This window comes from Actinomadura rifamycini DSM 43936 (assembly GCF_000425065.1).
In the GTDB taxonomy this organism is placed as follows: Bacteria; Actinomycetota; Actinomycetes; order Streptosporangiales; family Streptosporangiaceae; genus Spirillospora; species Spirillospora rifamycini.
This window is the reverse complement of record NZ_AULB01000072.1, coordinates 1-2,186: the sequence shown is the minus strand read 5'-3', so window position 1 is coordinate 2,186 and position 2,186 is coordinate 1. Positions and strand designations below refer to the sequence as shown.

The following is a 2,186-nucleotide window of genomic DNA, read 5'->3' as shown; positions in this document are numbered from 1 at the left end:
GGCGGTTCGAGAAGGCGTTCGCGGCCGAGGAGGACGGCTACTGGACGGCGTGGTTCTTCGGTGACGAGGGCCACCTGAGCGTCAACTCCGGAAGCGAGCACGTGGACGTCAGGTAACGGCGTCGGCCGGGTTCCGTAGGGGCGATACGTCTGCGGAGCCCGGCCGACTGACCGGCACCGGCCAAACGAACGCATGCGCCCAATGTGGTCGTTTTCGCGGCCAACCAAGATCGTTTACCGGGCGTCCTCACCGCGAGACCATCCATCTCGTGGAGAGGCACCCCCTTTGCGCCGAACACGACCACTGGCCGTCCTGACGGCCCTGATCGTCGCGGTGACGACGTTCCTCGTCCCCGCGACAGCCCGAGCCGACGTCACGGACGTGAACGTGTCCGTGGCGTTCGACCGGCTCTCCGCCGACCGCGTCGCCACGGTCAGCGTCGAGGCCAAGTACGAGACCGAGATCACCGAGGCGAAGGCGATCGTCGTGCGCCAGACGGAGGAGGGGGGAGCGTGGACGCCCATCGCGACCGTGCCCCTCGCCCTCACTGACGGCTCGGCGACCGACGGTACTTGGCAGGGCGAGTACCAGACCGACATCGAGGCCCACCCAGGGGCGACCGGATTCCTCGCGGAGCTCACGACGGCGGACGGGGTCACGCGGGATCCCAACGGGCACTACATCGACAACTGCTTCCAGTTGTCGATGGTCGATCTCACCAGCTCGCCCGCGGCGATCGACGCGGACACCCCGCTGACGATCGCGGGCCGCGTCCTCGTGCAGAAGACCCGGGACGCGGCGCCGGAACCCGCTGCGGACATCCCCGTCTGGAACACCTCGTCCCCGGTTCGGACCGGGGAGGACGGCTCCTTCTCCTTCACCCACCTGTACACGCACTGGACTTCGCTTCAGGCGCAGGCATCCTGGGACTGGTACGACCAGTGGTGCGAGGCCGGCGACTTCGCGCCGTCTCCCGAGATCACCCGGCAGACGGTGGAGCTGTCGGCGGAGATCGTGACGCCGCAGCCCGTCAAGGCCGGTGACGAGGTCACCGTCGAGGGTCGCCTGCAGCGGAACGGCGCGAACGGGCTCGTCCCCGTGGCCAACGTGTGGATCGCCGCGTACGTCACCTCGTCCGAGAAGGAAGGGGTGGGCGAAACCTACACCAAGCCGGACGGGACGTACCGGCTGACGTTCACGGCCGAGAAGTCCGGCCCCCTGACGGTGCAGAGCGATGAGAGGGACATCGTCTGGAGCGGTACGGCCGCGCCCGGCCAGATCACGGTCGAGGGCGACCCGCAGTTCTCCGAGGTGGAGATCACCCCGTCCCCGGTCGACTATGAGCAGCCGGTCCGGGCTACGGGGCTGCTCGCGGACGCCGGTACCCCGATCGCGGACGCGACGGTGTGGCTGCTGTTCTCGCCCGACGGCCAGAACTGGCAGAAGATGCAGAACGCCCGGACGACCGCGGACGGCCGGTTCGACCTCCAGAGCACCGAGACGACCCAGGACGGCTACTGGCGCGTCTGGTACGAGAGCGCGGACGGCACGGCGACGGCGTCGAGCGACGTCCGCCAGGTCAAGGTCCGGTTCGGGACGCTGCTGGACGACTACAAGGCGGAGGTCGGTCCGGGCGCGACGGTGACGGTCAAGGGCACGCTGCTGCGCCAGGACGGGTCGGGGCTGGGCCGGGAACTGCCCATCCACATCTACTTCATGGCCGAGGGCTCGTCGACCTGGGAGCTGCAGGGGACGACCGCGTCCAGCGCCGGGACCGGGACGTTCTCGAAGCAGTTCACGTCGTACCAGGACGGCTACTGGACGGCGGCGTTCTGGGGCGACGACGAGTACACCCGGTCGAACGCGCCCATCGCGCATGTGGACGTCCCGGGGCAGTACACGACGGAGTTCGCCGAGTTCGGCGCGTCCCCGACGCCTGTGGACGCCGGTGAGCCGATCACGGTGAAGGGGCTGCTCACGCGGACGATCGGCGGCGGCGCGGCCGAGCCCGCGCCGGGCAAGCCGGTCTACGTCTACTTCCTGCCCGCCGGTGCGACCGAGTGGAAGCACATGGCGGTCGTCCAGACGGGTGCGGACGGGCGGTTCGAGAAGGCGTTCGCGGCCGAGGAGGACGGCTACTGGACGGCGTGGTTCTTCGGTGACGAGGGCCACCTGAGCGTCAACTC

The 2,186-nt window shown here is 69.3% G+C and carries 1 protein-coding gene; it reads left to right on the top strand.

Annotated features, from left to right (window positions below; all coding sequences use genetic code 11):
• Window positions 1-333: 333 nt before the first annotated feature.
• Window positions 334-2,186: hypothetical protein (locus H505_RS0133330; protein ID WP_026405401.1), on the top strand; the 1,853-nt coding region annotated here is incomplete at its 3' end.